Origin of the sequence: Ancylobacter lacus, from assembly GCF_018390635.1 — a bacterium.
Lineage (GTDB): Bacteria > Pseudomonadota > Alphaproteobacteria > Rhizobiales > Xanthobacteraceae > Ancylobacter > Ancylobacter lacus.
On sequence record NZ_JAHBGE010000058.1, the window covers coordinates 1 to 858 of the forward strand.

1 protein-coding gene is annotated in these 858 nt (G+C 63.2%); it reads right to left on the reverse strand.

Annotated elements, in window-relative coordinates; all coding sequences use genetic code 11:
• Positions 1 to 858: IS3 family transposase (locus tag KHC27_RS14840; RefSeq protein WP_246519962.1), on the reverse strand; the 858-nt coding region annotated here is incomplete at both ends.

Below are 858 nucleotides of genomic sequence, written 5' to 3' on the forward strand. Positions count from 1 at the left end.
GTCGGGCAGCACCCGGCCGTCGACGCTTTCCAGCCCCACCAGCTTCCAGCGCCGGCGATCGGTCATGTGGCTGCGCTCCTGCGCCCGCTTGCCGATATAGTCGGCCTTCTTCTTGCTGATCGCCCAGCCCAGGCCCAGGTCCTGCGGGATCACCGTGCCGTCGGATTCGTCGCCGATCATGATGAAGCCCTTTTCGGCGCGCATGACGTGCATGGCCTCGGCTTCTGCGGGCGGGATGTTCCCTATGGGCTCGAGAAGACGGCGGTTGTTGAACCAGTCCACCCATTCGAGCGTCGCGTATTCCACGGCTTCCAAGCTGCGCCATGGGCCACGGCGGTGGATGACCTCCGCCTTGAACAGGCCATTGATCGTCTCGGCCAAGGCGTTGTCGTAACTGTCGCCGACGCTGCCCACCGAGGGTTCGATACCGGCCTCCGCCAAGCGCTCAGTGTAGCGAATAGACAGGTATTGCGAGCCCCTGTCGCTGTGGTGAACCAGCCCCATGCCCTTTCCCGGGCGGCGATCATGCACCGCCTGCTCTAGGGCATCGAGAACGAACCCCGCATGCGCCGAACTGCTGACGCGCCAGCCAACGATCTTGCGAGCATAGGCATCGATGACAAAGGCGACATAGACGAAACCCTTCCAGGTGGCGACATAGGTGAAATCCGACACCCACAGCATGTTCGGGGCCGGAACGCGGAACTGGCGGTTCACCTTGTCCAGCGGACAGGGAGCTTTCTTGTCCGGGATCGTCGTCCTGTGCGGCTTGCCGCGGATAATGCCCTGAATACCCATGCTCTTCATCAGCCGTGCCACCGTGCATCGCGCGACATCGAAGCCCTCACGGCCAAGCTG